This window comes from Sphingobium limneticum, from assembly GCF_008710155.1.
In the GTDB taxonomy this organism is placed as follows: domain Bacteria; phylum Pseudomonadota; class Alphaproteobacteria; order Sphingomonadales; family Sphingomonadaceae; genus Sphingobium; species Sphingobium limneticum.
In genome coordinates, this window is record NZ_VYPZ01000001.1 from 401,379 (window position 1) to 426,493 (window position 25,115).

General features: G+C 63.8%; 19 protein-coding genes and 1 pseudogene. 12 read left to right on the forward strand and 8 right to left on the reverse strand.

What is annotated here, in order from left to right; all coding sequences use genetic code 11:
- Window positions 1–44 precede the first annotated feature (44 nt).
- The 4 genes from F4U94_RS01570 (at window position 45) to F4U94_RS01585 (ending at window position 4,454) form a co-directional block, all read left to right on the forward strand.
- The gene (locus tag F4U94_RS01570; RefSeq protein WP_120253064.1) at window positions 45–1,097 is read left to right on the forward strand and encodes a LacI family DNA-binding transcriptional regulator; all 1,053 of its coding nucleotides are present in this window, start codon (window positions 45–47) and stop codon (window positions 1,095–1,097) included.
- Window positions 1,098–1,152: 55 nt separating this feature from the next.
- Window positions 1,153–1,992 (forward strand): 5-dehydro-4-deoxy-D-glucuronate isomerase, encoded by an 840-nt coding sequence (gene kduI, locus F4U94_RS01575; protein WP_150411820.1) that lies wholly within the window; start codon window positions 1,153–1,155, stop codon window positions 1,990–1,992.
- Between the two features lie 128 nt (window positions 1,993–2,120).
- Window positions 2,121–2,876: a 2-dehydro-3-deoxy-D-gluconate 5-dehydrogenase KduD gene (kduD, locus tag F4U94_RS01580; protein WP_120253063.1), complete on the forward strand. Its 756-nt coding sequence runs from the start codon at window positions 2,121–2,123 to the stop codon at window positions 2,874–2,876.
- Window positions 2,877–2,903: 27 nt separating this feature from the next.
- A complete protein-coding gene (locus F4U94_RS01585) occupies window positions 2,904–4,454 on the forward strand; it encodes a carboxylesterase/lipase family protein (RefSeq protein ID WP_120253062.1) in 1,551 nt (516 codons plus the stop codon).
- A 231-nt stretch (window positions 4,455–4,685) separates the two neighbouring features.
- On the opposite strand, the gene F4U94_RS01590 is transcribed toward F4U94_RS01585, so the two are convergent.
- Window positions 4,686–5,087, reverse strand: a complete 402-nt coding sequence (locus F4U94_RS01590) for a cupin domain-containing protein (RefSeq protein WP_172598872.1) — start codon at window positions 5,085–5,087, stop codon at window positions 4,686–4,688.
- On the reverse strand, window positions 5,084–6,448 hold the full coding sequence (locus F4U94_RS01595) for a pectate lyase family protein (protein ID WP_120253061.1): 1,365 nt from the start codon (window positions 6,446–6,448) through the stop codon (window positions 5,084–5,086). The genes F4U94_RS01590 and F4U94_RS01595 overlap by 4 nt, the downstream gene beginning before the upstream one ends.
- 438 nt (window positions 6,449–6,886) lie before the next feature.
- Here F4U94_RS01595 and F4U94_RS01600 point away from each other — a divergent pair, with 438 nt between their 5' ends.
- On the forward strand, window positions 6,887–9,763 hold the full coding sequence (locus F4U94_RS01600) for a TonB-dependent receptor (protein WP_120253060.1): 2,877 nt from the start codon (window positions 6,887–6,889) through the stop codon (window positions 9,761–9,763).
- A 62-nt stretch (window positions 9,764–9,825) separates the two neighbouring features.
- Window positions 9,826–11,427, forward strand: coding sequence for a family 43 glycosylhydrolase (locus F4U94_RS01605; protein WP_120253059.1), 1,602 nt, complete (start codon window positions 9,826–9,828; stop codon window positions 11,425–11,427).
- A 119-nt stretch (window positions 11,428–11,546) separates the two neighbouring features.
- Here the strand turns inward: F4U94_RS01605 and F4U94_RS01610 are convergent, their stop codons facing one another.
- Window positions 11,547–12,017 carry an Lrp/AsnC family transcriptional regulator gene (locus F4U94_RS01610; RefSeq protein ID WP_120253058.1) on the reverse strand — a complete coding sequence of 157 codons (471 nt, stop codon included), beginning with the start codon at window positions 12,015–12,017 and terminating at the stop codon, window positions 11,547–11,549.
- Between the two features lie 94 nt (window positions 12,018–12,111).
- On the opposite strand from F4U94_RS01610, the gene phhA reads away from it, so the two are divergent.
- The 4 genes from phhA to fahA all read left to right on the forward strand — a co-directional run bounded on the left by phhA (window position 12,112) and on the right by fahA (window position 16,694).
- Window positions 12,112–12,984 carry a phenylalanine 4-monooxygenase gene (gene phhA / locus F4U94_RS01615; RefSeq protein WP_120253057.1) on the forward strand — a complete coding sequence of 291 codons (873 nt, stop codon included), beginning with the start codon at window positions 12,112–12,114 and terminating at the stop codon, window positions 12,982–12,984.
- Window positions 12,981–14,018, forward strand: coding sequence for a 4-hydroxyphenylpyruvate dioxygenase (gene hppD / locus F4U94_RS01620; protein WP_120253056.1), 1,038 nt, complete (start codon window positions 12,981–12,983; stop codon window positions 14,016–14,018). The genes phhA and hppD overlap by 4 nt, the downstream gene beginning before the upstream one ends.
- Before the next feature lie 64 nt (window positions 14,019–14,082).
- A complete protein-coding gene (gene hmgA / locus F4U94_RS01625) occupies window positions 14,083–15,396 on the forward strand; it encodes a homogentisate 1,2-dioxygenase (protein WP_120253055.1) in 1,314 nt (437 codons plus the stop codon).
- Window positions 15,393–16,694 carry a fumarylacetoacetase gene (gene fahA / locus F4U94_RS01630; RefSeq protein ID WP_120253054.1) on the forward strand — a complete coding sequence of 434 codons (1,302 nt, stop codon included), beginning with the start codon at window positions 15,393–15,395 and terminating at the stop codon, window positions 16,692–16,694. Before hmgA ends, fahA begins: the two co-directional genes overlap by 4 nt.
- Here the strand turns inward: fahA and F4U94_RS01635 are convergent.
- On the reverse strand, window positions 16,609–17,862 hold the full coding sequence (locus tag F4U94_RS01635; RefSeq protein WP_120253053.1) for a glycosyltransferase family 4 protein: 1,254 nt from the start codon (window positions 17,860–17,862) through the stop codon (window positions 16,609–16,611). The genes fahA and F4U94_RS01635 overlap by 86 nt on opposite strands.
- Window positions 17,828–18,022, reverse strand: a complete 195-nt coding sequence (locus tag F4U94_RS25440) for a hypothetical protein (protein WP_331852628.1) — start codon at window positions 18,020–18,022, stop codon at window positions 17,828–17,830. The genes F4U94_RS01635 and F4U94_RS25440 overlap by 35 nt, the downstream gene beginning before the upstream one ends.
- On the opposite strand from F4U94_RS25440, the pseudogene F4U94_RS01640 reads away from it, so the two are divergent.
- A pseudogene (locus F4U94_RS01640) lies at window positions 18,017–18,640 on the forward strand (NAD-dependent epimerase/dehydratase family protein); the annotation flags it as partial. The gene F4U94_RS25440 and the pseudogene F4U94_RS01640 sit on opposite strands and share 6 nt — an antisense overlap.
- Here the strand turns inward: F4U94_RS01640 and F4U94_RS01645 are convergent.
- A complete protein-coding gene (locus F4U94_RS01645) occupies window positions 18,621–19,730 on the reverse strand; it encodes a ThuA domain-containing protein (protein WP_120253052.1) in 1,110 nt (369 codons plus the stop codon). The pseudogene F4U94_RS01640 and the gene F4U94_RS01645 overlap by 20 nt on opposite strands.
- 147 nt (window positions 19,731–19,877) lie before the next feature.
- Between F4U94_RS01645 and galB the strand changes: the two genes are divergently transcribed.
- Window positions 19,878–22,574, forward strand: a complete 2,697-nt coding sequence (gene galB, locus F4U94_RS01650; protein ID WP_232016243.1) for a beta-galactosidase GalB — start codon at window positions 19,878–19,880, stop codon at window positions 22,572–22,574.
- Here the strand turns inward: galB and F4U94_RS01655 are convergent.
- Both F4U94_RS01655 and uxaC read right to left on the reverse strand, forming a co-directional pair.
- Window positions 22,564–23,595, reverse strand: coding sequence for a LacI family DNA-binding transcriptional regulator (locus tag F4U94_RS01655; RefSeq protein WP_120253051.1), 1,032 nt, complete (start codon window positions 23,593–23,595; stop codon window positions 22,564–22,566). The genes galB and F4U94_RS01655 overlap by 11 nt on opposite strands.
- Before the next feature lie 60 nt (window positions 23,596–23,655).
- Entirely contained in the window at window positions 23,656–25,110 is a 1,455-nt protein-coding gene (gene uxaC / locus F4U94_RS01660; protein ID WP_425505024.1) for a glucuronate isomerase, read from the reverse strand.
- Window positions 25,111–25,115: the final 5 nt, after the last annotated feature.

Genomic DNA, 25,115 nt, shown 5'->3' on the forward strand with positions numbered 1-25,115 from the left:
GCGGACGCTTCTGGCGTCGCATCGATTGTGCGGTATAAGGCGGCATGGCAAAGCAGAAGCAGGATGAGGGGCAGGCGCCCAAGCTGACGATCAACGACATCGCCCGCATGGCCGGCGTGTCGAAAAAGACCGTCAGCCGGGTGATAAACCGTTCGCCGCTATTGAACCGGGAAACCCGCGACAGGGTGGAAACGATCATCCGCGATACCGGCTATGTCCCCAATCCGCAGGCGCGCGCGCTTGCGCTGGGGCGCAATTTCCTGATCGGCCTGGTCTACGACAATCCCAACGTCCAGATGATCCTCAGCATGCAGAAGGGGATATTGGAAGCGCTGCACGGCACGGAATTCGAACTCGTGATTCGGCCGGTCGATCGCGGATCCAATCTGGTGATGGAGGATATTCGCAGCTTCGTGACGCGCCAGCGCCTGTTCGGCGTGGTCATCCTGCCGCCCATGTCGGAAAATGACGCGCTGGCGCGCATGCTGGATGAGGAAGGGTGTCGCTATGTCCGCATGGGTTCGGCCGTGCTGGACGATCCTGAGCATATGGTGGCGTCGAACGATCGGGAGGCGGTGGCCGATGCGGTGCGCCATTTGATCGCGCAGGGGCATCGACGGATTGGTCTGATCGCCGGGCCGCACGGCTTTCGCTCCGCGCAGGAGCGGCGGGAAGGTTTTGAACTGGCGTTGAAAGAGGCCGGGATCAGCCTGCCACGCAGCCTGGTAGCGGACGGCCAATATACGTTCGAATCGGGTCTGTCCGCGTCCGAAAGCCTGCTCGACCTGTCACCTCGACCGACCGCGATCTTCGCCAGCAACGACGAGATGGCGGCCGGCGTCCTCTATGCCGCGCGCCTGCGCGGGATCGCCGTGCCGGAAGAATTGTCGATCATCGGCTTCGACGATACGCCGGTCACGACCCGCGTCTGGCCGCCATTGACCACGGTTCGCTGGCCGATCGTCGCCATGGGCCGCGCCGCCGCGCTCAAATTGATCGGCACCGCCATCGGCGAAGATGCAGAAGTCAACGAGCCGTCGATGTTCAGTTCGACATTGATCCGACGCGGATCGGTTGCACCGCCAGCGACAAGCTGATATCGCCGCTTCATGACACCGGTGTCCAATGGGGCATGGCGGAGAGGAGATTCAGATGTTCGAGAAGACCTATTATGCGACGCATCCCGATATGATGGAGTGCGTATCGAACGATGAATTGCGGGATCGTTATCTGATCGGCGGGCTGTTTCGCGATGGTGAGGTGGTGCTGAACTATACCCATGCCGAACGGTTCGTGATCGGCGGCGTGGCGGTGGTGGATGCGCCGGTGACGCTGCCGGCGCAGAGCGAGCCGGCTTCTGCGGCGGGCCATCCTTTCCTTGAGCGGCGCGAACTGGCGATCGTCAATGTCGGCGGCGTCACCGGCACGGTCACGGTCGATGGCGAAGTCTTCACGCTGGGCAACAAGGATTGCCTCTATGTGACGATGGGCGCGAAGGATGTTGAATTTGCGGGGGCTGGCGCGCGCTATTATCTCGCCTCCTGCCCGGCGCATAAGGAGTTCAAGACGCAGCTGATCTCGGTGGCGGATGCGACCACGCTGGAACGCGGCTCCCTGGAGGAATCGAACGAGCGGACGATCTATCAGATGGTCATCCCCGGCATCTGCGAGAGCGCGCAGCTGGTGATGGGCCTGACGGTGCTCAAGCCCGGTTCGGTGTGGAACACCATGCCCCCGCATATCCATGAGCGCCGCAGCGAGATCTATTTCTATTTCGAACTGGACGGGCCGAGCGACCGCGTCTTCCACTATATGGGCGAAGGCGAAGCGATGCGGCACATCGTCATGGCGAACGAGGAAGCGGTGATATCACCGCCCTGGTCTGTGCATATGGGATCGGGCACCAAGGCCTATGCCTTTATCTGGGCGATGGCGGGCGAGAACCAGGATTATACCGACATGAACGTGCTGGATATCTGCCAGCTGGCGTAATCGACCGCCTCCCTAACCCCCTTGCCGTCATTCCCGCGAAGGCGGGAATCCATCTCCCGGTCGTGCGATCTGTGGCTTGGTCAGGAGATGGATACCCGCCTTCGCGGGGATGATGCGGAGAATAGTCCATGACCCAAATCTTCGATCTTTCCGGCAAGGTGGCGATCGTCACCGGGGCCAATACCGGTATCGGCCAGGCGATCGCGCTGTCGCTGGCCGCGGCGGGCGCCAATATCGCGGCGGTGGGGCGCACCCCGGCGGAAGAGACGGTAGCGCAGGTCCGTGCGCTGGGTCGCCGGGCGGACATCATATCGGCCGATCTCAGCAGCATCGAGCCGGTGCAGCGGGTGGTGGACGAGACGATCGAGAAACTGGGCGGGCTCGACATATTGGTCAACAATGCCGGGATCATCCGCCGGGCCGACAGCGTCGACTTTACCGAAGCGGACTGGGACGCGGTGATCGACACCAACCTTAAAGTTTTGTTCTTCCTCTGTCAGGCGGCGGGTCGGCACATGATCGCGCAAGGCAGCGGCAAGATCGTCAACATCGCGTCCTTGCTGTCCTTCCAGGGTGGGATCCGGGTGCCAAGCTATACCGCGTCCAAGAGCGGGGCGGGGGGACTGACGAAGCTGCTGGCGAACGAGTGGGCGGCCAGGGGCGTGAACGTCAACGCCATCGCGCCGGGCTATATCGCGACCAACAACACCGCCGCCTTGCAGGCCGACGAGACGCGCAACCGGCAGATACAGGAGCGCATCCCGGCCGGGCGCTGGGGCGAGGCCAGCGATATCGGCGGCGCGGCGGTGTTCCTGGCGTCGCGCGCGGCGGACTATATCCATGGCCATGTGCTGGCCGTCGATGGCGGGTGGCTCGCGCGCTGATGTGAACACACGGGAGAGGAGAGAGGCATGCCCAATCGGCGGGGCTTCATCGGCGCGGGGCTGACCCTGATGGCATCGCCAGCCTTTGCGGCGGCATCCGATCCGGTCGTCACCACCAGCCATGGCCGGATAAGGGGCGTGCGGGAAGGCGGGCTGCATGTGTTTCGCGGGGTCCGTTACGGGCAGAATACCGCAGCACGCCGGTTCCGTGCACCGATCGCGCCCGCACCTTGGCGAGATGTGAGGCCGGCCGTCGCCTTCGCGCCCTCCTGCCCACAAAAAGCCATGCAGGCCGCGACCAGCGAGGATTGTCTTTTCCTCAATATCTGGACGCCGGGGACGCAGCGGCAGGCGAAACGCCCGGTGCTGCTCTATATCCATGGCGGCGCCTATTCCAACGGCAGCGTGGTCGATCCGCTGAATGACGGGCGGCATCTGGCCGGGCGCGATGTCGTGGTGGTCACGGTCAATCATCGGCTCAATGCGCTGGGCTATCTCTATCTGGCTGCGCTCGATCCGCGCTTTGCCGATAGCGGCAATGCGGGGCAGCTGGACTTGATCCTGGCGCTGCGCTGGGTGCGGGAGAATATTGCGAGCTTCGGCGGAGATCCGGCGAACATAACGGTCTTCGGCCAGTCTGGCGGCGGCGCCAAGATTGCGACGATGATGGCGATGCCCGCCGCCAAGGGGCTGTTCCACCACGCCATCACCATGAGCGGGCAGCAGGTGACGGCCAGCGGCCCGATCAACGCGGCGCGGCGGACGGCCGCCTATCTGACGAAACTGGGCGTGTCGCCGACCGATCTGACGCCGTTGCTGACCATGCCGGTCGCGCGTCTGATAGACGGGCTGGATGCTGTCGATCCGATATTGGGCGGCGGTCTATATATGGGGCCGGTGCTGGACATGCGCTGGCTGAAGCGACACCCTTTCTGGCCCGATGCCGCGCCGCAAGGCAATGCCATCCCGATGATGCTGGGCAATACACGGGACGAGACGCGCGCCTTCATCGACCCGGACGGGCCGCTGATAAGGGGGCTGGACTGGGCCAACCTGCCCGGCCGGATGGCTGGCGAACTGCGCATGGACCTGCCTCCGGAATGGATCGTCGCGCAATATCGGGCGCATCATCCCGACTGGTCTGCGGAGCGCATCTTCTACGCCGCGACCACGGCCGGGCGCAGCTGGCCGGGGCAGGTGATCGAGGCGGAGGCGAGGGCGCGGGCCGCCGCGCCGACTTGGGTTTATCAGGTCGATTTCCAGTCGCCGACCCAACCCCGACGGGGTGCACCGCACACCATGGATATCGCGCTGGCCTTCGGCACGCTGGACGCACCGGGTTCCTTTACCGGGACCGGAGCGGGTGCGCGGGCCGCATCGGCGGCGATGATGGATCGCTTTTTGGCGTTCGCGCTACGGGGCGATCCCAATGGCGCGGGTCTGGCGGACTGGACGCCATATCGATTGGACCGACGATCCACGATGATCTTCGACATCGACAGCCATATGGCTGACGATCCGCGCGGCTGGGAACGGGAAATATTCGCGCAGGTACCTTATATCCAGCCGGGCAGCTGACAGGAAATCCCACGCTTAACTTCGCACATTTCCCGCAATTTTCGACATTTCATATCCTATGTCGGATATTTTATTGCCAACCATCGTGGTTGATCGCGACAGGGGCAGCCTTGGCTGCTGCGCGCCGACACCGCGCATCATGGCATTATGGGGCTGGATAGGACAGGGTGCTGGCGACACTGGCCCAGCATGCGCGCGCTAAAAAGCGGAACTTCCCCAAGCCACTTATCCTCACTCCTTCACAGGATAGGCAATAATCAACGCCAGCGGTTCGCGGCCGGTCTGTTTGATCCCCACGACGGCGCCATCGTAGAGATAGGCGGCCATGCCGGGGGTCAGATTGCGGGTCTGGCCGTCGGAACTGACGTCGCCGGTGCCCGACAGGACATAATAGACCTCGTCATGGGCGATGGGGTGCAGGCCGATGGCGGCGCCGACATGCAGGATTCGCTTGCGGAACTCCATGCGGCGCGGTTGGGGCACGGCGTCGCTGATACGATAGGCGGTGCTCATGCCGATCTTGCCATGGGGTGTGGCTTCTTCGCGCGCGACGTCCTTCTCGTCGATCACCGCCATGGGCGGCGCAGCAGAGGTAGCGGCCGCGGCGGCCAGCAATAGCGGCAGGATGGTCATTTCTTCCCTCCCGGCTCGCCCTGCCGCATCATCTTGTCGCGGTCCGACAGATGTTCGGCAATCTCCGCCTTTTGCCCCGGATAGCGACCCGATTTCGGCTCCATCGTGTCGAGATTCCAGTCGGCCTCGACAAAGGGGGCACGCGTCTGCGCCATTTTCGGATAGCCGCCGACCTGCCGTTCATCATCGATGATCTCGCCCCGCCCTTCGGCCACGAAGAAGAGGACGCGCAGATCGTCGGCGTCGCGGTCCCAGGGGCGGGCGCCGGCATGGCCAAGCACATGGGTTTCGACATCACGCGTCGGCAGAACCTGCGTCCCGGGCCACCAGATGGGCGGCGCCGGCAATTCGTTCAGCTTCGCGCGGGTTTCGCCATAGCGGCCGAACATCGGCAGCGGCTGGCCGAATTTATCGACGGCGATATTATCCTTGCCATGATAGTCGAGGTCGCCGTCGCCGCCCAGCGTCAGGAACGGCATGCCGGGAGCGGTCGACACGCCGCCGCGCAGGACATTGCCGACTGCCGATATCTTGCCGGTCTGATAGGGATGATCGCCCCATTCCAGCGCCATCAGATTATAATGGACCGCCCGCTCGCCCGGATCATAAAGGATATTGTTGACCAGTTCGACCTGGCCGCCGCCCTTCACCAGCGGGTTGCGTTCCTTGTTATGGGCATAGATGTTACGCCAGATCATGATCTGGCTGGCATTGTCGTGAATCAGCGTGCCCTTGCTATGTTCGCCCTTGGGGTGGCTGGCGTCGGCTAGGCCTTCTGCCGCGATATTGTAGGAGAAGGTGATGGCGTGGCTGGTGCCCTTGCGCCAATCGTCCGGCGTCCTGCCCTCGAAGCGCGGGCCGGATGCGGACATATTCTCGTCGATCGCCCAGGTGAAGCTGCAATGGTCGATGATGACATGATGGGCGGCCACGGTGGACAGGGCGTCGGCTTCCCAACCGCTCAGCTTGGGCTGGCCATCGACGCCGGTGCGGATGCGGATATGGCGCATCACGACATCATGAGTCGCGATGTCGATGCCGGTCTTGATGAGGGTGATGCCGGGCGACGGCGCCGTCTGGCCGGCGATGGTGACATAGGGTTCGGTGATTTTCAGCGTTTCGCGGCCTAAATCGATGATGCCAGCCACTTCGAACACGATGATGCGCGGGCCCTTTGCCTCCAGCGCGGCCTTGAAACTGCCCGGGCCGTCGGGTGCGAGGGTGGTGACGCGAATGATGCGTCCGCCCCGTCCGCCGGGGGTGGTGGCGGCCCAGCCGACTGCGCCGGGAAAGGCGAGGGCGCTGCTCTGGTTCGTGTCGGCCTGTCCGGCTTTGACGTTGGCGGTGGGCGGTGCGGCCATGGCGGGCACAATGGGGAGCAATGCGAGCGCACCCAGCAGAGCAAGAGATGGCGTGGCCGAAGGCAGGGTCATGACTTTTCTCTCCTATCCGTACATTATTGGCATCGTGACGATATGGCTGCAAGAATTTTTGACACCGGTGTCCGATTAAGGTGAATGAGCCAGCGCCAATCAGCTGTGCCCTGAGGAAAAACTCGAGGCCCGCCCCCATAATTTGCTATTATATTCAATATTATATCAGATACGTCCTGTCTGTTGCTCCGGATCATATTGACAGTCCGTCGCAGCACGCGCATCAATGACACCGGTTTCCAACCATGGTCGTGATCGCTGAAAAGGCGACGGGCGATGGGCCGGGCATGATCCCGGCAGGACCATGACGCACGACCGGCTCCATCGCCGGCGTGCGGGCATAGTGGGAAAGGGAGAGGAAAGCTGATGCGTGCAAAGCAATTCACAAGGGGCGAGCGGTCCTGGTTGGCAGGGACGTCGCTGGCCGCCATGCTGCTGGCGATGCCGGGCGCGGCGCTGGCGCAGGACGCAGGGCCGGTCGATCCGGCGCCACAGGCGGCCGTCGGCGATGAAGCGGCCGATATCGTCGTCACCGGCTTTCGCCAGTCGCTGGGCGCGGCGATCAACCTGAAGCGACAGACGGTGGGATCGGTCGATGCGATCGTGGCGGAGGATATCGCCAAATTCCCCGACCAGAATCTGGCGGAATCCTTGCAGCGTATTCCCGGCATTTCGATCCAGCGCGATGGCGGCGAAGGGCGCGCGATCACCGTCCGCGGTCTGGGCGCGCAATTTACCCGCGTGCGCGTGAACGGGCTGGAAACGGTCGCCACCTCGACCGACGGCGCCAGTTCCAACCGCGACCGCGCCTTCGACTTCAATGTCTTCGCGTCGGAGCTGTTCAGTTCGCTGGTGGTGCACAAGACGGCTGAGGCCTCTTTGGACGAAGGCTCGCTTGGCGCGGTGGTGGACCTCAACACCGGCAATCCTCTGGCGGGCAAGGACGGCTTCACCTTCGTCGGCTCGGCGACCGGTTCCTATAATGACCTGAGCAAGAAATGGGGACCGCGTCTGGCGGGCCTCATGTCCTGGAAGTCGGCTGACGGGCAATGGGGCGTGGCGCTGTCCGCCGCCTATTCCAAGCTCGACACCAAGCAGATGGGCAACAATACGGTGCGCTGGTCGCAGGCCCGGTTCGACAGCGTCAATGGCACGCGTTGTTTCTACCAAAGCGCTGCGAGCAACACGGGCGTGGCCAATGCAGGCGGCGTCTATACCAACGGCCGGGTCGCGGCCTGCGATCAGGCGGCGCTCGCCTTCCACCCGCGCATCCCACGCTATGGCGAAATTGCCCAGGAACGCGAGCGGCTGGGCGTGACCGGGTCGATCCAGTGGGCGCCGTCCGACGCGACCAAGGTATCGATCGACGGCCTCTTCTCCCGCTTCCGCGAGACGCGCGAGGAGAAATGGGGCGAAGTGCTGCTCCGATCCAACGAGCGGTCGATCGACGTGGTCAACCCGGTCTATGACGGCAAGGGCAATATGGTGTCGGCGACGCTGAACGACGCCTGGGTCCGCACCGAACATTATCTGCGCAAGTCGCAGACGAAATTCTATCAGCTGGGCGGAACCTGGGATCAGGATGTCAGCGATGCCTTCCGCTTCACTTTGCTTGGCGGTTTTTCCAAGTCGGATGCGTCGATCCCGGTCGAAACGACCTTGGTGTTCGACGATCGCGATGCGCAGGGCTACAGCTACGACTATAGCAATATGCGCCGGCCGGTGCTGAGTTTCGGCACCAGCGTCACCAACCCGGCCAATTTCCAGCTGGCCGAAATCCGCGACCGGCCATCCTCCACCGTCAACAAGTTCCGTACCGCGCAACTGCGCACCGAATGGGATGTGACAGAGGGGTTCACGGTGAAGACGGGCGCGCTCTATCGCCGCTTCTCCTTCGATACCGAAGGCTTCACCCGCGACACCGTGGTGTGTGGCAATGGCGGTGTCGACCGCGTGCTGGGCACGGTCAACTGCTCGCCCAGCAGCGCCTTCGGGCCGAGCGCCATCTACGGCCTGCCGGTGACGTCGGCGCTGGCGGAGCTGTTCACGCTGAAGGGCGCGGGCGCGCCGGCGGGCACGACGACGCAATGGCTGGTCCCCAATCTGGCGGCGGGCACCGACTATACCAAACTATATGAGCGGGCGCTGACGGTCGATGCCGGCAATACCCGCGGCGTGGTGGAAAAGACCACCGGCGGCTATATCCAGTTCGATGCCAAGGGTGAGATTTTCGGCCTGGAATATGCCGCCAATGCCGGCATCCGCTATGTGAAGACCGAGCAAAGCTCGCGCGGCCTCAACAATGGCACGATGGTCAGCGTGTCGCGATCCTATGAGGATTGGCTGCCCGCCGCCAACATCGCCTTCTTCCCGCATCGCGACGTGATCGTGCGCGCGTCGGTGGCGGACGTGGTGACGCGCCCGTCGCTCGGCAATCTGACGCCGGGCGGATCGGTCGATGGCTTCAATTATCGGGTCAGCTTCGGTAATCCGTTCCTCGATCCGTTCCGGGCCACGGCCTATGACGTGGCGGTCGAATGGTATTTCGCGCCACAGTCGGTCTTTTCCGTCGCGGCGTTCAAGAAGGATGTACAGAGCTTCCCGATCAGCCAGACCATCACCGGCACCTTCGCGTCCACTGGCCTGCCTTTGTCGGTCATCCCGCCCAGCTCGCCCGCCGCGCTCCAGCCGGAACGGACGGAAGGCTGGGCGATCAGCACCATCGTCAACGGCACGGGCGCCAGCCTGAAGGGGATCGAACTGTCGGTGCAGGCGCCCTTCACCTTCCTGCCCGGCTTCCTGTCGCATTTTGGCGGGATCGTGAATGCGACCTTCGTGGATTCCAGCGCCAACTACACCGTGTCCGGCCCGGCGATCGTGCCCGGAGGTGGCAATATCGCCTCGGTCCGCAACGCGACCCTGTTCGGCCTGTCCAAGCGCGCCTTTAACGGCACGCTCTATTATGAGGACGCCAAATTCTCTGCCCGCGTGTCGGCCAGCTATCGCAGCGGCTATATCGACCAGAATAGCGGGACGGGCAATGTGTTCGAAGGCTATAACAGCACGGTCAATGTCGATGCGTCTGTGCGCTACAAGCTGACCGAGGGACTTGAATTGTCGCTGGAAGGGATCAACCTGACCGACGATTATCGCGACCGCTACACCGATCTGGACGCCAATCGCAATTATGAGCAGCTGCATTTCGGCCGCACCATCCAACTGGGTGCGCGGTTCAAGATGTGACGGTTCATGGGTCCGGGCCGCTTCTGCACGGGCGGTCCGGACATTTCATTCAAGGAGAGAGCATGACGATCAGCCGGCGCGACGCCATGACGGGCGTATTGGCCGCAGGCAGCGCAATGGCGCTGACCCGCACCGATCGGGCGGAGTCAGCGCCTGCTGCTACGGCGCCCGCCACCGAATGGAAACGCGGACCGGACAACCAGCGTATTGCCGACCTGGGCGACGGGCGCTTCCTCAATCCGCTATTGTCGGGCGACCGGCCCGATCCCGCCATCCTGAAGGATGGCTCGGATTATTACATGACCTTCTCCAGCTTCGACAGCTATCCCGGCATCACCATCTGGCACAGCCGCGACCTCATCAACTGGCAACCGCGCAAGGCGGTTTTGAACAAGAATATCGGATCGGTCTGGGCGGTCAGTCTGGAGAAATATAAGGGCCGCTATTTCCTCTATATTCCGGTCAAGGCCGAACCCAACAGCATCTTCGTCATCCATGCCGACAGCATCGACGGGCCGTGGAGCGACCCCATCGACCTGAAGCTGCACCAGCATATCGACCCCTGCCATGCGGTGGGCGAGGATGGCAGTCGCTGGCTGTTCCTGTCGGGCGGCGACCGCATCCGCCTATCCGACGATGGCCTGTCGACCGTGGGCGAGGTCGAGCATGTCTATGACCCCTGGCGTTATCCCGACACATGGGATGTCGAGGGTTTCGCGCCGGAGGGGCCGAAGATTCACCGCCATGGCGACTGGTTCTACATGCTGACCGCCGTGGGCGGCACCGCCGGGCCGCCGACCGGCCATATGGTGATCGCGGCAAGATCCAAATCGATCCATGGCCCGTGGGAGCAGCATCCCGATAACCCGCTGGTCCACACGCAAAGCGCCGACGAACGCTGGTGGTCGCGCGGCCATGCCAGCCTGGTGGAAGCACCGGACAAAAGCTGGTGGGCGGTCTATCATGGTTATGAAAATGGCCTGTGGACGCTGGGGCGGCAGACCCTGCTCGATCCTGTGGAATGGACGCCGGACGGCTGGTTCCGCATGAAGGGCGGCGATCTGGCGCAGCCGATCGCCAAGCCGCGCGGCGGGCAGGCATTGGCGCACGGCATGGCGCTGTCGGACGATTTTCGCGACCTGAAGCTGGGCGCGAAATGGAATTTCTTTCGCCCGGCCCCGGACGAAGCGCGCCGGGCGCGGGTGGAGAAGGGCGCGCTGATCCTGACAGGGCGGGGGACCGCGCCGGTCGATTCATCGCCACTGCTGCTGATCGCGGGCGACCCGGCTTACGAGTTCCAATGCGACATCGAAATTGCGCCGGGCGGCACGGCGGGGCTGATCCTCTTTTATGACGACAAGCTCTATTGCGGGCTGGGTTTCGACGAGACGCGCTTCGTCACTCACCAATATGGCATGGAGCGCGGCCGGCCGGCCAACCCCTATGGCCGGCGGCTGACGTTGAAGGTCAGCAACCGCCACCATATCGTCTCCTATCACCTGTCGCGTGATGGTGGACGGACATGGAGCCGGTTCGACCGGGGCATGGAAGTGTCGGGATATCATCATAATGTGCGCGGCGGCTTCCTGATGCTGCGACCGGGGCTGTATGCAGCGGGACCGGGCGAGGCGAAGTTTCGCGATTTCCGGTTCCGGGCGTTGTAATATAGGGGACGTCATGCTGAACTTGTCTAGCTGCGCTGGCCCTCGGCTCAGCATCTATTGTGCCTCCCGGCACCGTCTGCCTGTTGGTTCAGCATGATGATTGGTAACGGTGGTCGCTCCTATAACGGAATGGCCGTCGTATATTTCGTCATCGACAGGGCGAAATGGGACGCTGCGCCCGCCACCGAAGGATGGCCGAGCAGGGTTTGCATCAGGAAGCGGTTATAATCCTCGACATCGGCGACGACGATCCGGATCAGATAGTCCCATTCTCCGGACATGGAGAAACATTCCACGATCTCCGGCCGCCCGTCGACGAAATGTTCGAAGGCGGCGCGGGCTTCGCGGGCGTGGCTGCGCATGCGGATGTTGCAGAGGACGTTGACGCCCCGCCCGACCTGCGCCGGATCGACCAGCCGCACGGTGCGGGTCAATATGCCCGCCGCCTCCAGCGCCTTGATCCGCCGCCAGCATGACGCGCTGGACGCGCCGACCCGCTCGGCCAGATCCTGATGGCTAAGGCTGGCATCGGCCTGGAGCGCGGACAGGATGCGCCGATCCACCTCATCTATCTGACCATCCTGTTTCATATACTGTCCATATATGATGAATATTCATCGTTTATAGCTGAGAATCCGGCAAGAATGAAACGTAATTTCCGGTTTCGCGTGGCATGATGCGTCTATGGCGCAAACAGAAATGATCGCCCCACCGGGCGCCAGAGAGGATTGGACCATCCCGCAGGACTGGGCGGCTTACACCGCGCAGGACCATGCGATGTGGGACCGTCTGTTCGCGCGCCAGACGCAGATGCTGGCCGGCCGCGCCGTACCGGAATTTCTGGAGGGGCTGGACATATTGCGGATGACCCGGCCGGGCATTCCCGACTTTGCCGAACTGTCCGACCGGCTGATGCAACGGACCGGGTGGCAGGTGGTCGCCGTGCCGGGGCTGGTGCCCGACCGGCTCTTCTTCGAACATCTGGCCAATCGCCGCTTCGTCGCCGGCCGCTTCATCCGCCAGCCCGAACAGATCGACTATCTGGAGGAGCCGGACGTCTTTCACGACGTTTTCGGCCATGTGCCCTTGCTCGCGAACCCGGTCTTCGCCGATTATATGCAGGCCTATGGCGAAGGGGGGCTACGCGCCCATGCGCTGGGGTCGATCGAGCGGCTGGCACGGCTCTATTGGTACACCGTGGAATTCGGCCTGATCCGACAGGATGATGGCCTCAAACTCTATGGCGCCGGCATCGTTTCCTCCCATGGGGAGTCCGAATTTGCGCTGGACGATCCGTCGCCCAATCGCCTCGGCTTCGACCTCAAGCGGCTGATGCGTACCCGCTATCGCATCGACGATTATCAGCAGAGCTATTTCGTGATCGACAGTTTCGAGCAACTGTTGCGGATGACGGCCGAAACCGATTTCGCACCGCTTTATGCGCAGCTTGACGGCCTGCCCGATCTCGACACCGATACCATCTTGCCGACCGACCGCGTCTTCACCCGCGGCAGTCAGGCCTATGCGAACAAGAAAAAGGAAGAGGACGCCCTATGACCACCGACACCAACCCGCTGGGCCTCAACGGCTTCGAGTTCGTCGAATTCACCTCGCCCGATCCAGAAGCGATGGCGGCGCAGTTCGAGCAACTGGGCTTCGTCGCCAGTCACCGCCACCCGCGCAAGAATATCACCCGCTATCGTCAGGGGCGCATCAACCTGATGCTCAATCGCGACGATGCCGGGCGCGTGGCGGAATTTCGCGGCGTCCATGGCCCATCGGCCAGCGCCATGGCCTTTCGCGTTACCGATCCCAAGGCCGCGCTCGCATGGGCGCTGGCCAATGGCGGCAAGGCCACGGCGGAGGATGACACGGTGATCGAGGGGATTGGCGGCGCCTATCTCTATTTCATGCCGGCCGACGGCGATCCCTATGCCGACTGGGCCGAATTTCCGGGCTGGGAGGAGAAGGCGGCCGACAACAACGTCGGCCTCGACCTGCTCGACCATCTGACCCATAATGTCCGGCGCGGCCAGATGCGGGTGTGGAGCGAATTTTATCGTACCCTCTTCGGCTTCGAGGAACAGAAATTCTTCGATATCAAGGGGAAAGCGACGGGCCTGACCAGCCAGGCGATGATCGCGCCGGACAAGGCAATCCGCATTCCGCTCAACGAAAGCCAGGACGACAAGAGCCAGATCGAGGAGTTCATCCGCGACTATCATGGCGAGGGTATCCAGCATCTGGCGCTGACCACCGACAATATCTACGACACGGTCGAGAAATTGCGGGCGCGCGGCGTCCGGCTTCAGGACACGATCGAAACCTATTATGAACTGGTCGACAAGCGCGTGCCGGGTCATGGCGAGGATCTGGCGCGCCTCAAGAAGAACCGCATCCTTATCGACGGCGATGTCGAGGAGGAAGGCATATTGCTGCAAATCTTCACTGAGAATATGTTCGGCCCGATCTTCTTCGAGATCATCCAGCGCAAGGGCAATGAGGGCTTTGGCAACGGCAATTTCCAGGCCCTGTTCGAAAGCATAGAGTTGGACCAGATCAGGCGGGGCGTCGTTAGCGTCGATGCGTGAGATAATCTGACACCGTTCGCGCTGCGCCTTTCGAAATGCTCAGGGCGAACGGAGGAGAGTGACGATGGATTATCTGACCGGGGATTATCTGACCGGCTTCGGCAATCATCATGCGAGCGAGGCGGTGGCGGGCGCGCTGCCGGTCGGGCGCAATTCGCCGCAGCGCGTGCCCTATGGCCTTTATGCCGAACAATTGTCCGCGACCGCCTTCACCGTGCCGCGCGCGGACAATCGGCGCAGTTGGCTCTACCGCATGCGGCCGAGCGCGATGCACGCGCCCTTCCTACCCTATGCCAAAGCGAGCCTGCTGCGCAGCGCGCCCGACGCTGACGCGGTCGCTTCGCCCAACCGGCTGCGCTGGAACCCGCTCGACCTGCCGGCCGACCCGGTCGATTTCATCGATGGCCTCGTCACCTATGCGGTCAATGGCGATGTTGCGGCGGGTATCGGGTGCAGCGTCCATGTCTACGCCGCCAACCGATCCATGGTCGATCGCGCCTTTTTCAGCGCGGATGGCGAATGGCTGATCGTGCCGCAGCAGGGGCGGCTGCGGATCGTCACCGAAATGGGCGTGCTGCCCGTCGCCCCGCTCCAGATCGCGCTGATCCCGCGCGGGGTGCGGTTTCGCGTCGAATTGCTGGACGATGATGCGCGCGGCTATGTCTGCGAAAATCATGGCAGCCCGTTCCGGCTGCCGGACCTTGGGCCGATCGGCTCCAATGGCCTCGCCAATGTCCGCGATTTCGAGGCGCCGGTCGCAGCCTATGAGGATGTGGAACGCCCCCATGAACTGGTGCAGAAATATCAGGGGCAACTCTGGTCGACGATGCTCGACCACAGCCCGTTCGATGTGATCGCATGGCATGGTAATGTCGTGCCCTATCGCTATGATCTGACACGGTTCAACACGATCGGCACGGTCAGTTTCGACCATCCCGATCCGTCCATCTTCACGGTGCTGACATCGCCCAGCGACAGCGCCGGCACCGCCAATATCGACTTCGTCATCTTCCCGCCGCGCTGGATGGTGGCAGAGGATACGTTTCGGCCGCCCTGGTTCCACCGCAACGTCATGAGCGAGTTCATGGGCCTCATCACCGGCCAATATGATGCCAAGGCGGGCGGTTTCGCGCCGGGCGGGGCCAGCCTGCACAATATGATGTCCGCCCATGGGCCGGATGTCGCCAGCCATGACGGGGCCGTCGCAGCGGCTTTGCAACCGCATAAGATAGAGGAGACGATGGCGTTCATGTTCGAAAGCCGATTGCCGTTCGCGCCGACAGGCTGGGCGATGAAAACGCCTTTGTTGCAAGGCGATTATGACGCATGCTGGACAGGCTTTCGCAAGGCGCAACTGCCGCCGGGGGACGCGGCATGAGCTGGTGGACGACCGACGAGACGCATGATCCCGCCCGCACCAGCTGGGTGGAAAGCGCTAACGGCCATCCCGATTTCCCGATCCAGAACCTGCCCTATGGGGTGTTTTCGTCCGCCAGCGGAGAGGCAGGCATCGGTGTCGCCATCGGCGACCGGATATTGGATCTTTTCGCCTGCGCCGCCGCCGGCCTGCTGCCCGCTCCCATCGCGCCGCTCTGCACGGCCGGGACGCTGAACGGGTTGATGGCGCTCTCCGTCGCCGACCGGCGAGCGCTGCGCCGCTTGCTCAGCGATCTTCTGTCCGACCCGGCCTATGCGGATCGCCTGACGCCGATGCTGCATGCTGCGGCGGATTGCGCCCTGCATCTGCCCGCGCATATCGGCGATTATAGCGACTTCTATGTCGGCATCCACCATGCCACCAATATCGGGCGGCAGTTCAGACCCGACAATCCACTCCTGCCCAACTATAAATATGTGCCGATCGGCTATCATGGCCGGGCGTCCTCGATCCGGCCGTCGGGCGTGGCGCTGCGCCGGCCGGTGGGGCAGCGCAAGCCGCCAGAGGCCGACGCGCCCATGGTCGGTCCGTCCGCCCGGCTGGATTATGAACTGGAGCTGGGCGTGTGGATCGGCGCCGGCAACGCTCTGGGTACCGCCATCCCGATCGCGCAGGCGGCGGACCATGTCGCGGGCTTCTGCCTGCTCAACGACTGGTCGGCGCGCGATTTTCAGGCCTGGGAATATCAGCCGCTCGGCCCCTTCCTGTCCAAAAGCTTTCAGTCGACCATTTCCCCCTGGGTGGTGACGAGCGAGGCGATGGCGCCGTTCCGCCCGGCGCAACCGCCCCGGCCGACGGACGATCCGGCGCCCTTGCCTTATCTGTCCGATGCGGACGATCAGGCGCATGGCGCGCTGGGCCTGACGCTGGAGGTGCTGATCCTGACCGAAGCGATGCGCACGCGCGGGGAGGCGCCGTTCCCGCTCAGCAGCGGTCCGGCCAGCAACATGTATTGGACGGTGCAGCAGATCGTTGCTCACCATGCGTCCAATGGCTGCAACCTCAATCCCGGCGACTTGCTGGGCAGCGGCACCATCTCCGCACCGGACCGGTCGGGCTATGGCAGTCTGATCGAATTGTCGGTCGGCGGCAAGGAACCGGTGGCGCTGCCCGGTGGCGAAAGCCGCACTTTCCTGGAGGATGGCGACGAGATCATCTTGCGCGCGCGCGCATCGGCGCAAGGCTTCGTGCCGATCGGCTTTGGCGAATGTCGGGCAATGGTGATGCCGGCGCTCTAAGCGCGGCTTCGTAGGCGGCGATCAGCCGGTCGAAATGGGCGTCCTCATTGAAGCGGGCGCGGACATCGGCATGACCCGCCACGCCCAGCCGCCGGCACAGCGCCGGATCGTCCCACAGGCGGCGCATCTGCCGGGCCAGATCGGCGGCATCCCCGGGTGCGAAATGCAGCCCGGTCACGCCTTCGCGCACCGTGTCCTGCAAGGCGCCGATGCGGGATGCGATGACCGGCACGCCATGGGCCATGGCTTCGGCGGCGACGATCGCGAAGGTTTCGAACCAGAGGTTGGGCACCACCAAAGCCCGTGCGCCGCGATAGACGGCAGCGAGCGACGCCGGCCCATCGGTGATGGTTACCGGCACCCCATGCGCCTGTAATGGCGCGGGATCGCTGCCGGCCGGCCCAGCGACATGAATCGGCAGGCCAGACAGTCGGGCAGCCTCGATCAGCACATCCAGCCCCTTTTCCGGCACGAAACGACCGGCAAAAGCGAAATAGCGGCCGACTGCGGGATCGACGGGGTCGGGCGCGGCGGGGATGGCACATTCGTTGACGCTGATCCGGTCGATCGGGATGGCCGCGTGGCGATGCAGCCAGTTGCGGCTGAAGTCGGTCAGCACGATGAAACGACTGACATGGTCATAGAGGTTTCGCCGCTGTGCCACAGCATGGCGCAACGCGAAGGCGGCGCTTTCGGGCAGGCTGTTCCGGCAATTGCGTTGGAGCGCGTGATGCGCCCCCTGATCGGTACAGCGGTTGCAGACTGCCGCGCCGTCATGATGGGTGGCGATCGGGCAAGTGATACGGAAATCATAGCAGCTATGGACCACCGGCACCCCGGCGCGCGCGCAGAGCGGGAACAGCCAGGGGGTGAGCAACGGATAGAGTTCATGGCTATGCACGATATCCGGCCGGTCCGTCTCCAGCCGCGCCGCGAACTCCCGCAGCGTGGCGACGGGGTAGAGGCCATGGGCAAAGGCCGTGATCTTTCCTGAAACGCCAGTTGAAAGGTGACGACTATCCTTCTCGAAATATCGACTTTTAACCCGCGTCTGCGCGACAGGGCGATGGTCGCGTCCCAGGCATTGTCGGCCCCGCCGCCCTGACGATGGCGGTTGAAGACATGCAGGATCTTCATACCACCTGAGCGGGCGCGAACAGGTCGGCACGATAGCGGGCGCCGATTAGCGCGACATCGCCAGCGTGCATGGCGCGATCAACATGCTGGGCTTGGCCAAGCGCACCGGCGCGAAAATCCTGTAAGCCTCCACCAGCGAAGTCTATGGCGATCCGGAGGTTCACCCCCAGCGCGAGGATTATTGGGGCCATGTGAACCCCATCGGCCCGCGCGCCTGCTATGACGAGGGGAAGCGCTGCGCCGAAACCCTCTTCTTCGACTATCATCGCGAAGGGCGGGTGCGGATCAAGGTCGCGCGCATCTTCAACACCTATGGCCCGCGCATGGACCCGGCCGACGGGCGCGTCGTGTCCAACTTCATCTGCCAGGCGCTGCTGGGCCAGCCCATCACCCTCTATGGCGATGGACAGCAGACTCGCTCCTTTTGCTATGTCGACGATCTGATCGAGGGGCTGATCCGGCTGATGGGCAGCGCGGACGCGATCACCGGCCCGATCAACATCGGCAATCCCGACGAATTCACCATGGTCGAACTGGCCGAAATGATCCTGGCGCTGACCGGATCGCGATCGTCCCTCATCATGCGGCCCTTGCCCGCCGACGATCCGCGCCAGCGCCGCCCGGACATCGGCCGCGCCCGCGATATGCTGGATTGGGAACCCACCGTGCGGCTGCGCGAAGGACTGACCCGCACCATCGCATATTTCGACGCGCTGCTGGCCGGCGCGGCCAGCCCGGTGCTGCCACTCTCCATGCCGGGCGACATCATCCTGCCGCCCGTCTATCCGGTCAACCGGCTGGGGGCGTAAGCGCCGGACAGGCGGACCGGCGCGATGCCGCCCATGCCACCGCATTTTCCAGCATGGTGACATAATGGGGATCGGCATAGGTTGCGGGGCGATGGCCGATGCCGGAATAGAAGACCCGGCCCTTGCCGACGCAACGGGTCCAGGCGATCGGATGGTCGCCCATGGCCAGCGCGCCCGGCTTGTAGCTGCCCTCGTCCAGCGTCGCGATGACGGCGCTGCCGGGGCGGGGATTGGCCGTGAAGCTGTACCATTCGTCGTTCATCACCCATTGGTCGGGCAAGCCGGCCGCGATCGGATGGCTGCGCCCCTCGACCACCACTTTGGCGTCCTGAAATTGCGGGTCCATCGGGTGTCCGGCAAATTGCGTGCCGACCAGCGTGTCGACATACCAAGGCCAGAAAGTGGACGGATCGCCCGATGATCCATGCACCGCGACATAGCCGCCACCCTGTTCGATATAGGATTTGAACGCGGCCCGCTGCGCCAGCGTCAGCACGTCGCCGCTGACATTGTTCCAGATGATGGCGTCGAACTGGCGCAGCAGGGCCGGCGTCATCACGCCACCCTTGTCGCTCACCACCACGGCCCATCCCTTGCGCTGCGCCATCACCTGAAAGGCGGCGCGGGCGGCATCGACCGAGGGACCATCGCGAAAGCCGTTGATCTTTTCGAAGATCAGCAACCGGGGCTTGCCCTTGGGCAGCGTGATGGTCGGGCGGTCGTCGTCATAACGGGCACAGCGCGCCACCTTGTCCGCTGCCGTCACCGGCAGGGCACGCAGCTTCGCGTCCAGCGCTGTCATCTTGTCGGCGGGCAGATTCTTCATCTTCGCCAGCGCCTTCAGGTTCAGGATCGCGGCGAAGGTCGGCGCTTTCGTCGAGAAGAAGCGCGGGGGCAGGGCGGTGAATATGTCCGGGGCGTCGGTTTCCAGAATAGCCTTGGCGGCAGGGCTGAGCAGCAGGTCCACGATCGGCGATTCGGTCGAAAAGGGCGCATCGCGCAGCGCGCAATCGGTGACAGGCTTGGCCGAAACCGCCGCCGGCAATAGAGCCAGCATCAGGGCCGCACCGACGGCCAAAGCATTTTTCATGTCCCTCTCCCACGCTTGTTTCGCTTGTCCTAGCCTGCCTGGCGGCGCGCGGAAAGCCGATCCGTACGCCACTTCATGACTTGCCAAAGCAGCCTCTATCGCTCAGAGTAATGATAACGCTACCAGACGCAAGCGAACAGGGAGAGCATGATGAAACCACTGTCCAACTCGGTGTCGCATTGGCGACGACTGGTATCCCTCTCCGCTATCGCCCTGGCCTCGCTCCCGGCTTCGCTGCTCGCCGCCGATAGCGTGTCCATCAGCAAGGACTGGCGCTTTACGAAGGGCGATCCGGCTGGCCTGACCACCGACTTGCGCTATGACGTCCGCCCGCCGATCGAGGATGCCGGCGACGGCAAGCTGGCCGACACACCCGCCGACGCAGCCGTGAAGGTGGACGACAGCGGCGCCAACGTGCTGAAACCTTGGATCCTGCCCAGCGCCAATCCGTTCATAAAAGACCCCGCCAAACATCATGCCCGCCCCGCCGGCAATCCCGGCGGCGACGTCCCTTATGTGCAGGCCGGTTTCGACGATAGCGGCTGGACCCATGTCGACCTGCCGCACGACTGGGCGATCGCCGGCCCCTTCATCAAGGACGGACCCTATGGCGGCATGGGCCGCCTGCCCAGTTGGGGCATCGGCTGGTATCGCAAGACGCTCGATATCCCGACGAGCGCCAAAGGCCAGTCCATCTTCCTCGATGTGGAAGGCGCCATGTCCTACGCCACCGTCTGGCTCAATGGAAAGCTGGTGGGCGGCTGGCCCTATGGCTATAACAGTTTCCGCCTCGACCTCACCCCCTATGCGGTGCCGGGCGGCAAGAACCAGCTGGCGATCCGCCTCGACAACCCCGCGGCCTCGGCGCGCTGGTATCCGGGCGGCGGCCTCTATCGCGACATCTATCTTACCACCGCCAACAAGGTCCATGTCGGCCAATGGGGCAGCATCGTCCGCACGCCTCAAGTCAGCAAGGACCACGCCACCATCGATCTCAGCCTGACGCTCGACAATGACGGCGACAAGCCTGCGCAGGTAGACGTCTCGACCGCCCTTTACGCGCTGGACGCGAAGGGCAAGCGCACCGGCCGTCCGGTGGCCAGCATCGCGCGCCAATCCGCCAGCATCGCGCCGGGCGAAAAGGCCGTGCTGAACGGCTCCGCCACCCTCGCCAATCCCCGCCTCTGGGGGCCGCCGCCGACGCAGCAACCCAATCGCTATGTCGCCGTCTCCACCGTGACGCAGGGCGGCAAGACCATCGATACCCACGAAACCCGCTTCGGCGTGCGCGATATCAAGTTCGATCCCGACAAGGGCGTGATCGTCAATGGCGAGCATATCCCGCTGCGCGGCGTCAACAATCATCATGATCTCGGTGCGCTGGGCGCCGCCTTCAACGCCCGCGCGGCCGAACGCCAGCTGGAAATATTGCGCGACATGGGCACCAACGCCGTGCGCATGAGCCACAACCCGCCCGCGCCCGAACTGCTCGAACTCACCGACCGCATGGGTTTCCTCGTCATGGACGAAGTGTTCGACAGCTGGGAAAAGAAGAAGACGCCGCACGACTTCCACCTGATCTTCCCCGACTGGCATGAGGCGGACGCCCGCGCCATGCTGCGCCGCGATCGCAACCACCCCTCCATCATCCTGTGGAGCGTCGGCAACGAAGTGGGCGAACAATATGATGGGGAAGCCGGCGCCAAGATCGGCCGCGAACTGGTCGCCATCGCGCATGAAGAAGACCCGACCCGGCCGGCCACCGGCGCGATGAACTTTGCCAAGGCGGACATGCTGTTGCCGACCACGGTGGACGTCATCAGCCTCAATTATCAGGGCGCGGGCATTCGCGGCATCGTCGGCCAATATCCCGCTTTCCGCGCCAAATTCCCGGACAAGGTCATCCTCTCCACAGAAAGCGCGTCGGCTCTTTCCAGCCGCGGCGAATATATGTTCCCGGTCGCCGGCGCCATCAGCGGACCGGTGCGGCCATGGTCGGGCGGCAATCCCGACACGCATCAGGTGTCCGCTTATGAACTCCATGCCGCCGATTTCGGCTCGTCGCCCGATCGCGTATGGGCCGCTGACGACCAGAATCCCTATGTCGCCGGTGAATTCGTCTGGACGGGTTTCGACTATCTGGGCGAACCGACGCCCTATTATACCTCGCGCAGCAGCTATTCGGGCATCGTCGATCTGGCCGGTTTCCCCAAGGATCGCTTCTGGCTCTATCAGGCGCGCTGGCGCCCGGACCTGAAATTCGCCCATATCCTGCCGCATTGGACATGGCCTGATCGCGTCGGCCAGATCACGCCGGTCCATGTCTTTTCCTCGGCGGACGAGGGCGAACTGTTCGTCAACGGCAAGTCGCAGGGCAAGATCAAGAAGCGCGATTATGAATATCGCTTCCGCTGGGACTATGTCGTCTACGAACCGGGCGAGGTGAAGGTCGTCACCTGGAAGAAGGGCCAGCCCTGGGCGACCGAGACGATCCACACCGTGGGCGAGGCGGCGAAATTGTCGCTGACCGCCGACCGCTCGGGTATCGCCAGCGACGGCCGCGACCTCAGCTTCGTGACGTTGAAGATATTGGACAAGGACGGCAATGTCGTTCCCGCCGCCAAGCAGAAGGTCGAATTTTCGATCGAAGGGCCGGGCGAAATCGTCGCCACAGACAATGGCGACCCGACCGATCTGACCGCCTTTCCATCCAAGAGCCGCGATGCCTTCAACGGACTTGCTCTGGCGATCGTGAAGAGCGACGCCAAGCGCGCGGGCAAGATCATCCTGCGCGCCCGCGCTCAGGGGCTTGGCGAAACACAGATGGAGATCGTCACCCGCTGACGGGCGGGGCGCTCGATTCTGACGGGACCAGCGAGAGGGCGGGGCTGTCCATATCGGACAGGGCCTGCCCCTCGATCAGGTCGATCAGTTGGCGTGTCGCCATTTCCGCCATCTCGCCGAAGGGACGAGCGACGGTAGTCAGCGAAGGCGTCAGCATCTCCGCCACAATGCTGCCGTCGAACCCGACCACGGACAGAGCGGCGGGCACGGCGATGCCGCGTTCGCCCGCAACCTTCAATACGCCGGCGGCCATGATATCGTTGGCGGCGAAAATGGCGGTTGGCGCGGGCGGTGCGGCCAGCAACTGGCGGGCGGCGGCAATCCCGGCGGCCAGGCTGTAGTCGCCCTCGACCTCGGCCATCGGCACCATATCGGCCTCCGCCAGCGCCTCGACAAAGCCGGCCCGGCGCTCGATCGCCGATATCATGTCCTGCGGGCCGGTAATCATCGCGATCCGGCGATGGCCTAGGTCCAACAGATGGCGCGCCACATCGCCGGCCGCCTGCCGCTCGCGCGACAGCAGCACCGCGCCATAACCCTGGATGGCGACCGCAGAAATGGCGACGGCCGGCACATGATCCCCCTGTAGCGCGGCGGGCAGTCCGACCATGTCCGACACCGGCGGCATCACCACCAGCCCGTCGACGCGCGAACGTCGTGCGAAGTCCAGCACATCTGTTGCCGCACCCGGATCGCCGACCGGCACGCTATGGCATATGACCTCATAGCCGCGCCGGGTGGCTTCCCGCCCCACGCCGCGCTGTACGCTGTCCAGCACCAGGGCGTTGCGATCATTATGCACCATGCCGATCAGCAAGGACCGCCCTTTGGCCATGGCGCGGGCGCGCAGGCTAGGACGGAAATTGAGCGTATCGATCGCGCTCTGGATACGGGTGCGCGTATCGTCATTCACCTTGGGCGAATGGTTGAGCACGCGCGACACGGTACGGATCGATACGCCCGCCAGCGCGGCGACGTCGATGATGGTCGGTTCGCCGGGGCTGGAATCCTTGGGGGGCATGGCGGCTTTCGCTGATGGGTCGGACGGCCCGCTCTATGTCAGTGCGGGCGTCCTGACAAATCAGGCCGCGCTTGCCAGCGACCGGGGCGAGGCCTCGGGCAGACGATAGGCCTTGCGCACCAGATTATAGGTCAGGTCTTGGGCCAGTTCCTGTGCCTCCCAATCGCGTAGCCGCCCTTCGGCCACCAGCCGTGCCAGAAAAGCGCAATCCACCCGCCGCGCGACATCGTGCCGCGCCGGGATCGACAGGAAGGCGCGGGTATCGTCGTTGAACCCGACCGTATTGTAGAAGCCCGCCGTCTCCGTCGTCATCTCACGGAAGCGCATCATCCCTTCCGGACTGTCATGGAACCACCAAGCCGGGCCTAGTTTCAGGCAGGGATAATGGCCCGCCAGTGGCGCCAGTTCGCGGGCATAGGTGCTCTCGTCCAGCGTGAAGAGGATGATCGACAGGTCCGCTTCATTACCGAACGCATCGAGCAGCGGCTTCAATCCTCCCACATAATCGGTGCGCCCCGGAATGTCGGCACCCTTGTCCCGGCCATAATGGTGATGCAGCCAGCTATTATGGTTGCGGCAGGCGCCGGGGTGGATCTGCATCACCAGCCCGTCGTCCAGGCTGAGCCGCGCCATTTCGGTCAGCATCTGCGCGCGGAACAGTTCGGCGTCCTGCGCCGTCCAGTCCTTGCCGACGATCCGGTCGAACAGGGCGGCAGAGTCGGCGGCGGACAGGTTCGTCGTGCGTGCGCTCTGATGCCCATGGTCGGTGGAGGTCGCACCCCTGGCGATGAAATCCTGCCGCCGCTTCGCATGCGCGCGCAGATAGCCGCGCCATGTCATCACATCCTCACCCGTCAGATCGGCGAAGGCGACCATGCTGGCATGGAAATCCTCATGCTCCGGATCCACCACCGCGTCGGGCCGATAGGCGGTGACGACTTGGCCGGTCCAGCTCGAGTTGCGGATGGCGTCATGATGGTCCAGCCGCTCATGCGCGCCTTCGGTCGTAGCGATGAGTTCGATGTTGAACCGGTCGAACAGCGCGCGCGGGCGGAAGGCAGGGGTGGCGAGCAAATCGCCGATGCGGTCGAAATAATGATCGGCCGTGTCCGCGCTCAGCACCTCTTCAAAACCGAACACTTCGGCAAAGACATGGTCCAGCCACATCCGTGAAGGCGTGCCGCGAAACAGATGCTGGCTGCTGGCGAATATGCGCCACGCCGCGCGCGGATCGGCATCGCCCGGCACGCCATGGGCAGGAACGCCCAATGCCTCCAGCTTCACGCCCTGGCTGTAGAGCATGCGATAGAGATAATGATCCGGCGCCAGCAGCAGCGCAGTCGCATTGTCCCAGGCATCGTCGGTCGCGAACCAGGCGGGATCGGTATGACCATGCGGGCTGACGATCGGGAGCTGCGCGACGCCGTCATACAGTTTGCGGGCGATGGCGCGGGTGCCCGGATCGGCCGGGAACAGACGATTGGGGTCGAGCGTCAGCGGGGGCACGTTCATCATCTCCT

Excerpts from the sequence above, each read along its gene's own strand:
- phhA (WP_120253057.1), top strand. The coding sequence starts at position 12,112 with ATGGCGCAAACAGAAATGATCGCCCCACCGGGCGCCAGAGAGGATTGG.
- F4U94_RS01610 (WP_120253058.1), bottom strand. The coding sequence starts at position 12,017 with ATGAAACAGGATGGTCAGATAGATGAGGTGGATCGGCGCATCCTGTCC.
- kduI (WP_150411820.1), top strand. The coding sequence starts at position 1,153 with ATGTTCGAGAAGACCTATTATGCGACGCATCCCGATATGATGGAGTGC.
- F4U94_RS01605 (WP_120253059.1), top strand. The coding sequence starts at position 9,826 with ATGACGATCAGCCGGCGCGACGCCATGACGGGCGTATTGGCCGCAGGC.
- F4U94_RS01585 (WP_120253062.1), top strand. The coding sequence starts at position 2,904 with ATGCCCAATCGGCGGGGCTTCATCGGCGCGGGGCTGACCCTGATGGCA.
- galB (WP_232016243.1), top strand. The coding sequence starts at position 19,878 with ATGATGAAACCACTGTCCAACTCGGTGTCGCATTGGCGACGACTGGTA.
- hppD (WP_120253056.1), top strand. The coding sequence starts at position 12,981 with ATGACCACCGACACCAACCCGCTGGGCCTCAACGGCTTCGAGTTCGTC.
- F4U94_RS01570 (WP_120253064.1), top strand. The coding sequence starts at position 45 with ATGGCAAAGCAGAAGCAGGATGAGGGGCAGGCGCCCAAGCTGACGATC.
- fahA (WP_120253054.1), top strand. The coding sequence starts at position 15,393 with ATGAGCTGGTGGACGACCGACGAGACGCATGATCCCGCCCGCACCAGC.
- F4U94_RS01590 (WP_172598872.1), bottom strand. The coding sequence starts at position 5,087 with ATGACCATCCTGCCGCTATTGCTGGCCGCCGCGGCCGCTACCTCTGCT.
- F4U94_RS01595 (WP_120253061.1), bottom strand. The coding sequence starts at position 6,448 with ATGGCCGCACCGCCCACCGCCAACGTCAAAGCCGGACAGGCCGACACG.
- F4U94_RS01655 (WP_120253051.1), bottom strand. The coding sequence starts at position 23,595 with ATGCCCCCCAAGGATTCCAGCCCCGGCGAACCGACCATCATCGACGTC.
- F4U94_RS01600 (WP_120253060.1), top strand. The coding sequence starts at position 6,887 with ATGCGTGCAAAGCAATTCACAAGGGGCGAGCGGTCCTGGTTGGCAGGG.
- kduD (WP_120253063.1), top strand. The coding sequence starts at position 2,121 with ATGACCCAAATCTTCGATCTTTCCGGCAAGGTGGCGATCGTCACCGGG.
- hmgA (WP_120253055.1), top strand. The coding sequence starts at position 14,083 with ATGGATTATCTGACCGGGGATTATCTGACCGGCTTCGGCAATCATCAT.
- F4U94_RS01645 (WP_120253052.1), bottom strand. The coding sequence starts at position 19,730 with ATGAAAAATGCTTTGGCCGTCGGTGCGGCCCTGATGCTGGCTCTATTG.
- F4U94_RS25440 (WP_331852628.1), bottom strand. The coding sequence starts at position 18,022 with ATGGCCCCAATAATCCTCGCGCTGGGGGTGAACCTCCGGATCGCCATA.
- uxaC (WP_425505024.1), bottom strand. The coding sequence starts at position 25,110 with ATGATGAACGTGCCCCCGCTGACGCTCGACCCCAATCGTCTGTTCCCG.